Origin of the sequence: Thalassolituus sp. UBA2009 (assembly GCF_002335285.1) — a bacterium.
Lineage (GTDB): Bacteria > Pseudomonadota > Gammaproteobacteria > Pseudomonadales > Oceanobacteraceae > Venatoribacter > Venatoribacter alkanivorans.
This window is the reverse complement of the sequence record NZ_DDCJ01000005.1, coordinates 27751-34749: the sequence shown is the minus strand read 5'-3', so window position 1 is coordinate 34749 and position 6999 is coordinate 27751. Positions and strand designations below refer to the sequence as shown.

The following is a 6999-nucleotide window of genomic DNA, read 5'->3' as shown; positions in this document are numbered from 1 at the left end:
GGCGCCAAAGAAATTGTTATCGGTATGGCACACCGTGGCCGACTGAATACGCTGATTAATACCCTGGGTAAAAAGACGTCCGATCTGTTTGATGAATTCGACGGTAAAGTGCATTACGAATCCCATGGTGACGTGAAGTATCACCAGGGCTTCTCATCCAACGTAATGACATCTGGTGGTGAAGTTCACCTCGCGCTTGCTTTCAACCCATCTCACCTGGAGATTGTTTCTCCGGTGGTTGAAGGTTCCGTACGTGCCCGTCAGGATCGCCGCAACGACGAGACCGGTGAAAAAGTTGTTCCGGTTATTATGCACGGTGACTCAGCGTTTGCAGGTCAGGGTGTGGTGATGGAAACCTTCCAGATGTCACAGACCCGCGCTTACAAAACCGGCGGCACTATTCATATTGTGATTAACAACCAGGTTGGTTTCACAACATCCAAGCGTGAAGATGTTCGCTCTACCGAATACTGCACCGATGTTGCCAAAATTGTTGAAGCGCCGATTCTGCATGTTAATGGCGATGATCCGGAAGCCGTATTGTTCGTTACTCAGCTGGCCGTTGATTACCGCAATGAATTCAAGAAAGACGTGGTGATTGACCTCGTGTGTTACCGCCGTCGTGGTCATAACGAAGCGGATGAACCGTCCGGCACTCAGCCTTTGATGTATGCAAAAATCAAAGCGCAGAAGACCACCCGTGAACTCTATTCCGATAAGCTGATTGCCGCAGGCGTTCTGACCGCAGAAAGCAGTAAAGAGCTGGAAGAGGACTACCGTAAGGCGCTGGATAACGGTCATCACGTTGCCAAGAGTCTGGTAAAAGAGCCGAATACCGAATTGTTCGTTGACTGGACTCCGTACCTCGGACATGAATGGACCGCGCGTGCGGATACCCGCTTTGATCTGAAACAGCTGCAGGAACTGGCGAATAAACTGCTGGAAGTACCGGAAGGTTTCTCGGTGCAGCGTCAGGTCGGCAAAATTCTTGAAGATCGTGGTCGTATGGCTGCGGGCGCTATGCCAATTAACTGGGGCTTTGCGGAAACCATGGCTTATGCAACCTTGTTGCATGAAGGTCATCAGATCCGTATCACTGGTCAGGACGTAGGGCGTGGAACCTTCTCTCACCGTCATGCGGTTCTGCATAACCAGAAAGACGGCTCCAGCTATATTCCACTTAAGCATGTTAAAGAAGGGCAGCCAGCCTTTGATCTGTACGACTCTCTGTTGTCAGAAGAGGCGGTTCTGGCGTTTGAATACGGTTATGCCACTACGACACCGGGCGCGCTGGTTATCTGGGAAGCCCAGTTCGGTGATTTTGCTAACGGTGCGCAGGTGGTATTCGATCAGTTTATTTCATCCGGTGAACACAAATGGGGTCGTTTGTGCGGTCTGACTATGCTGCTGCCGCATGGCTATGAAGGTCAGGGGCCAGAGCACTCTTCAGCCCGTCTGGAGCGTTATCTGCAGCTCTGTGCTGAACACAACGTACAGATCTGTGTGCCGTCCACCCCGGCTCAGGTTTACCACATGTTGCGTCGTCAGGTAATTCGTCCGCTGCGTAAGCCGCTGGTGGTTATGTCACCGAAGAGTCTGCTGCGTCATAAACTGGCTATCAGTACTCTGGAAGAGCTGGCAGGCGGTCGCTTCTATACAGTGATTGATGAGGTTGATGAGCTGGAAGCAGCGGCAGTACGCCGGGTGCTTCTGTGTTCAGGTAAGGTTTATTACGACCTGCTGGAACGTCGCCGTGCAGAAGAAATCAAGGATGTTGCCATTGTTCGTATAGAACAGTTGTATCCGTTCCCGGCCAAGCAGCTTGCCAAAGTGCTGTCTAAATACAGCAATGTCGAAGAAGTTGTCTGGACCCAGGAAGAGCCAATGAACATGGGCGCCTGGTACAGCAGTCAGCACCATATGCGCCGTGCGTTGTCGCAGCTGAATCCGGATCTGCATCTGGAATATGCCGGTCGTGCAGCTTCTGCTTCTCCGGCAGCAGGCTATATGGCACTGCACCTTGAACAGCAAGAAAAATTAATTCGTGACGCTCTGGGACTCCAGGGCTAGGTAACCGCAGGAATATTAAGGAAAACATAATGAGCATTGAAATTAAGGCACCCACTTTTCCTGAGTCTGTCGCTGACGGCACGGTTGCTACCTGGCATAAAAAGCCTGGTGAACCTGTGCAGCGTGATGAGCTGTTGGTGGATATTGAAACCGATAAAGTCGTGCTGGAGGTTGTTGCTCCGGCCGATGGCACACTGAAAAATGTGCTGAAAGAAGAGGGTGATGTTGTACTGAGTGACGAAGTTCTTGCGGTCTTCGTTGCTGGTGAAGTGGCGGCTGCTCCTGCGGCAGAAGCTTCAGTACCTGCGGCAGCTGAGCCTGCGGCGGCCGGCGACGTAATTATGAGCCCTGCGGCCCGTAAAATTGCGGAAGAAAACGGCGTAGCTGCGTCAGCCATTGCCGCGACCGGTAAAGATGGTCGTGTGACCAAAGAAGATGTGGTTAACCATCTGAAATCTGCTCCGAAATCAGCACCAGCCGCGGCTCCGGCCAAAGCGGCTGCACCAGCGGCCAAAGCGCCGGTGATTCCGGAAGGCGACCGTATTGAGAAGCGCGTGCCTATGACCCGTCTGCGTGCCACTATTGCCCGCCGCCTGGTTGAAGCACAACAGAATGCCGCAATGCTGACGACCTATAACGAAGTCAACATGAAGCCGGTTATGGATTTGCGTGCCAAGTACAAAGATCAGTTTGAGAAAGTACACGGCGTTAAACTGGGCTTTATGTCGTTCTTTGTGAAGGCGGCAACAGAAGCACTGAAACGCTTCCCGGCAGTGAATGCCTCTATTGATGGCAATGACATGGTTTACCATGGCTATCAGGATATCGGTGTTGCGGTTTCTACCGAGCGTGGTCTGGTTGTACCTATTCTGCGTGATACCGATGGTATGGGTCTGGCTGAAATTGAAAGCACCATCGGCGATTACGCCGGCCGTGCCCGTGACGGCAAGCTGGGCATTGATGAAATGCAGGGTGGTACTTTCACTATTACCAATGGCGGTACTTTCGGTTCTCTGATGTCCACACCAATTCTGAATCCACCGCAAACGGCCATTATGGGCATGCACAAGATTCAGGAACGCCCGATGGCTGTGAACGGTCAGGTTGTGATTCTGCCAATGATGTACCTCGCACTGTCATACGATCATCGTATGATCGATGGTAAAGAGGCCGTGCAGTTCCTGGTGGCGATCAAAGATCTTCTGGAAGATCCTGCCCGTCTGCTGTTAGACATTTAATCGGATAGTTAAGGAAATAAAGATGAGTAAGAAGTTTGATGTCGTCGTTATCGGTGGTGGTCCTGCCGGTTATGTCGCAGCTATCCGTTGTGCACAACTGGGCCTGAACACTGCCTGTATCGATAAATGGCTGAGCAAAGATGGTAAGGCTGTATTTGGCGGAACCTGCCTGAATGTGGGCTGTATTCCTTCCAAAGCCTTGCTGGATACTTCGCACAAGTACGAAGAAGCCAAAGAGAAACTGTCTCTGCATGGCATCAGCGTTGGCGAAGTCAATATCGATATCGCCGCGATGCTGAAGCGCAAAGATCAGATCGTTAAAAACCTGACAATGGGTGTTGCGACGCTGTTCAAAGCCAATGGTGTAACGCCATTTGAAGGCACCGGTAAATTGCTGGCTGGTAAAAAGGTCGAATTTACCAGTCACGCCGGAACTGCTGAAATCCTCGAAGCTGAGCATGTGATCATTGCCACAGGTTCTGTGCCGGTGAATATTCCGCCAGCACCGCTGACCGAAGGCGTTATTGTCGATTCCACCGGCGCGCTGGAATTCAGCGAAGTGCCAAAACGTCTGGGCGTTATTGGCGCAGGTGTCATTGGTCTGGAGCTGGGCAGTGTCTGGGGCCGTCTGGGTGCGGAAGTGGTTGTACTGGAAGCGCAGGACAAATTCCTGCATCTGGTTGACCAGACCGTTGCCAAAGAAGCGCAGAAACTGTTCACCAAGCAGGGTATGACCATCCGTCTGGGTGCCCGTGTAACCGGTACTGAGGTAAAAGGTAAGCAGGTAACTGTGACCTATCAGGATGCCGAAGGTGAGAAGAAAGAAGTCTTCGACAAACTGATCGTTGCGGTTGGCCGTCGTCCTTACACCGAAGGCCTGATGAGTGGCGACTGCGGTGTGAATATGGACGAGCGTGGTTTCATTCACGTCGACGAAACCTGCAGCACTGATGCTCCTGGCGTTTGGGCTGTTGGTGATGTGGTGCGTGGTCCTATGCTGGCACACAAAGCATCTGAGGAAGGTGTGATGGTTGCCGAGCGTATCGCCGGTCATAAAGCACAGCTGAATTACGATGTGATTCCTTCTGTCATTTACACCCACCCGGAAATTGCCTGGGTTGGTAAAACAGAAGAGCAGATTAAAGCAGATGGTGAACCATACAACGTTGGTATGTTCCCGTTTGCAGCTAATGGCCGTGCAATGGCCGCTGCTGATACCGATGGTTTTGTGAAAATCATCGCCCATGCAGAAACTGACCGTATTCTTGGTGCCAGTGTGATTGGCCCGAATGCCGGTGATCTGTGTCAGCAGATTGTTGTGGCAATGGAGTTTGGTTCAAGCGCTGAAGATGTGGGCATGATGGTGTTTGCACACCCAACCGTTTCTGAAGCGGTGCATGAAGCAGCTTTGGCCGTTAACAATAATGCGATTCACAAAGCGAATCGTAAGACCAAAGCGAAAAAGTAATACGTTGGCCCGGAGTTCCGGGCCTCGCTTTATGGCCGGGCGAGAGTGCTGAATAAGTACTGCCGACACGATTGGCTGCCCGGTTAACACAGGCTGTTGGGTAACCCCCGACTCAATAAGAGAAACAGGACGAAAGCGATGAACCTTCACGAATATCAGGGTAAACAGCTTTTTGCTCAGTATGGTCTGCCAGTATCGAACGGTGTGGCAGCCAAAACTGCAGAAGAAGCTGCAGCAGCGGCCGACACCATTGGCGGTGACCGCTGGGTTGTTAAAGCTCAGGTACATGCCGGTGGCCGTGGTAAGGCCGGTGGTGTGAAGCTGGTTTCTTCCAAAGAAGAAATCTCTGAGTTTGCCAACAAGTGGCTGGGTAAAAACCTGGTAACTTACCAGACTGATGAAAAGGGTCAGCCGGTCAGCCGTATTCTGGTTGAGAGCTGCACCGATATCGCTCAGGAACTGTATCTGGGTGCGGTCGTCGACCGTTCTTCACGCCGTGTGGTATTTATGGCCTCAACTGAGGGCGGTGTGGAAATTGAAAAAGTAGCGGAAGAAACTCCGGAAAAAATTCTGAAAGCCACGATTGATCCACTGGTAGGCGCGCAGCCATATCAGGGTCGTGAACTGGCATTCCAGCTGGGTCTGAAAGGTGATCAGGTGAAGCAGTTCACCAATATCTTCCTGGGCCTGGCCAAACTGTTTGTTGATAAAGATCTGGCGCTGCTGGAAATCAACCCGCTGGTTATCACCACCGAAGGCAATCTGCACTGCCTGGATGCCAAGATCAACATCGACAGCAACGCGGTTTACCGTCATAAAGATCTGCAGGAAATGCATGATCCTTCCCAGGAAGATGCACGTGAAGCTCACGCTGCTGAGTGGGAACTGAACTACGTAGCACTGGATGGCAACATCGGCTGCATGGTGAACGGTGCCGGTCTGGCGATGGGTACTATGGATATCGTGAAACTGCACGGTGGTCAGCCAGCTAACTTCCTCGACGTAGGTGGCGGTGCAACCAAAGAACGTGTGGTTGAAGCATTCAAAATTATTCTGTCTGACGAAAAAGTAAAAGCCGTATTCATCAATATTTTTGGTGGTATCGTGCGTTGCGACATGATTGCTGAAGGCGTGATCGGCGCTGTAAAAGAAGTCGGTGTTAAGGTTCCTGTGGTTGTTCGCCTGCAAGGTAACAACGCTGAAGTGGGCGCCAAGGTTCTGACTGAAAGCGGCCTGAACATTATCGCGGATACCGACCTGACTGGCGCAGCCCAGAAAGTGGTCGCAGCTGCAGCTGGCAATTAAGGGGTAATCATGAGCATTTTAATCAATAAAGACACCAAAGTGATCTGCCAGGGCTTTACCGGTGCTCAGGGTACTTTCCACTCTGAACAGGCGATTGCATACGGCACCAAAATGGTTGGTGGTGTAACTCCGGGTAAAGGTGGTACTGAACACCTGGGTCTGCCGGTATTCAATACCGTTAAAGACGCGGTTGCTGCAACCGGTGCTGAAGCTTCTGTTATTTACGTACCAGCTCCTTTCTGTAAAGACTCTATCCTTGAAGCCGCTAATGCCGGCATTAAGCTGATCGTTTGTATTACTGAAGGTATTCCTACACTGGATATGCTGGATGCGAAAGTTAAGTGTGACGAGCTGGGCGTTCGCCTGATCGGACCTAACTGTCCGGGTGTTATCACTCCGGGAGAATGTAAGATCGGTATTATGCCGGGTCACATTCACCTGCCAGGTAAAGTCGGTATTGTTTCACGTTCCGGTACTCTGACCTATGAAGCGGTTAAGCAGACCACTGACTACGGTTTTGGCCAGTCTACCTGTGTTGGTATTGGTGGCGACCCGATTCCGGGCTCCAACTTTATCGACATCCTGAAAATGTTCCAGGAAGATCCGGCAACTGAAGCCATCGTTATGATCGGTGAAATCGGCGGTACTGCAGAAGAGGAAGCAGCGGCTTACATTAAAGCTAATGTGACCAAGCCTGTTGTTTCTTACATCGCGGGTGTTACGGCACCTCCGGGTAAGCGTATGGGTCATGCCGGTGCGATCATCTCCGGTGGTAAAGGTACTGCGGCCGATAAATTTGCGGCACTGCAGGACGCTGGTGTTGCGACTTGTCAGAGTCTGGCCGATATCGGTAAGACGCTGAAAGAAGTAACCGGCTGGTAAGTGTTACCGGCTCAAAAAAGAACCCGCTACGGCGGG

5 protein-coding genes are annotated in these 6999 nt (G+C 51.6%); all 5 read left to right on the top strand.

Annotated features, from left to right (window positions below; translation table 11 throughout):
- The coding region (locus B3P58_RS00405) for a 2-oxoglutarate dehydrogenase E1 component (protein ID WP_286715134.1) at positions 1–2070 on the top strand (2070 nt) is incomplete at its 5' end.
- A 29-nt stretch (positions 2071–2099) separates the two neighbouring features.
- The gene (gene odhB, locus B3P58_RS00400; protein WP_286715131.1) at positions 2100–3308 is read left to right on the top strand and encodes a 2-oxoglutarate dehydrogenase complex dihydrolipoyllysine-residue succinyltransferase; all 1209 of its coding nucleotides are present in this window, start codon (positions 2100–2102) and stop codon (positions 3306–3308) included.
- 22 nt (positions 3309–3330) lie between these two features.
- The gene (lpdA, locus tag B3P58_RS00395; RefSeq protein ID WP_286715129.1) at positions 3331–4776 is read left to right on the top strand and encodes a dihydrolipoyl dehydrogenase; all 1446 of its coding nucleotides are present in this window, start codon (positions 3331–3333) and stop codon (positions 4774–4776) included.
- Positions 4777–4914: 138 nt separating this feature from the next.
- Positions 4915–6081 (top strand): ADP-forming succinate--CoA ligase subunit beta, encoded by a 1167-nt coding sequence (gene sucC / locus B3P58_RS00390; protein WP_145468894.1) that lies wholly within the window; start codon positions 4915–4917, stop codon positions 6079–6081.
- A 9-nt stretch (positions 6082–6090) separates the two neighbouring features.
- Entirely contained in the window at positions 6091–6963 is an 873-nt protein-coding gene (gene sucD / locus B3P58_RS00385) for a succinate--CoA ligase subunit alpha (protein WP_286715125.1), read from the top strand.
- Positions 6964–6999: the final 36 nt, after the last annotated feature.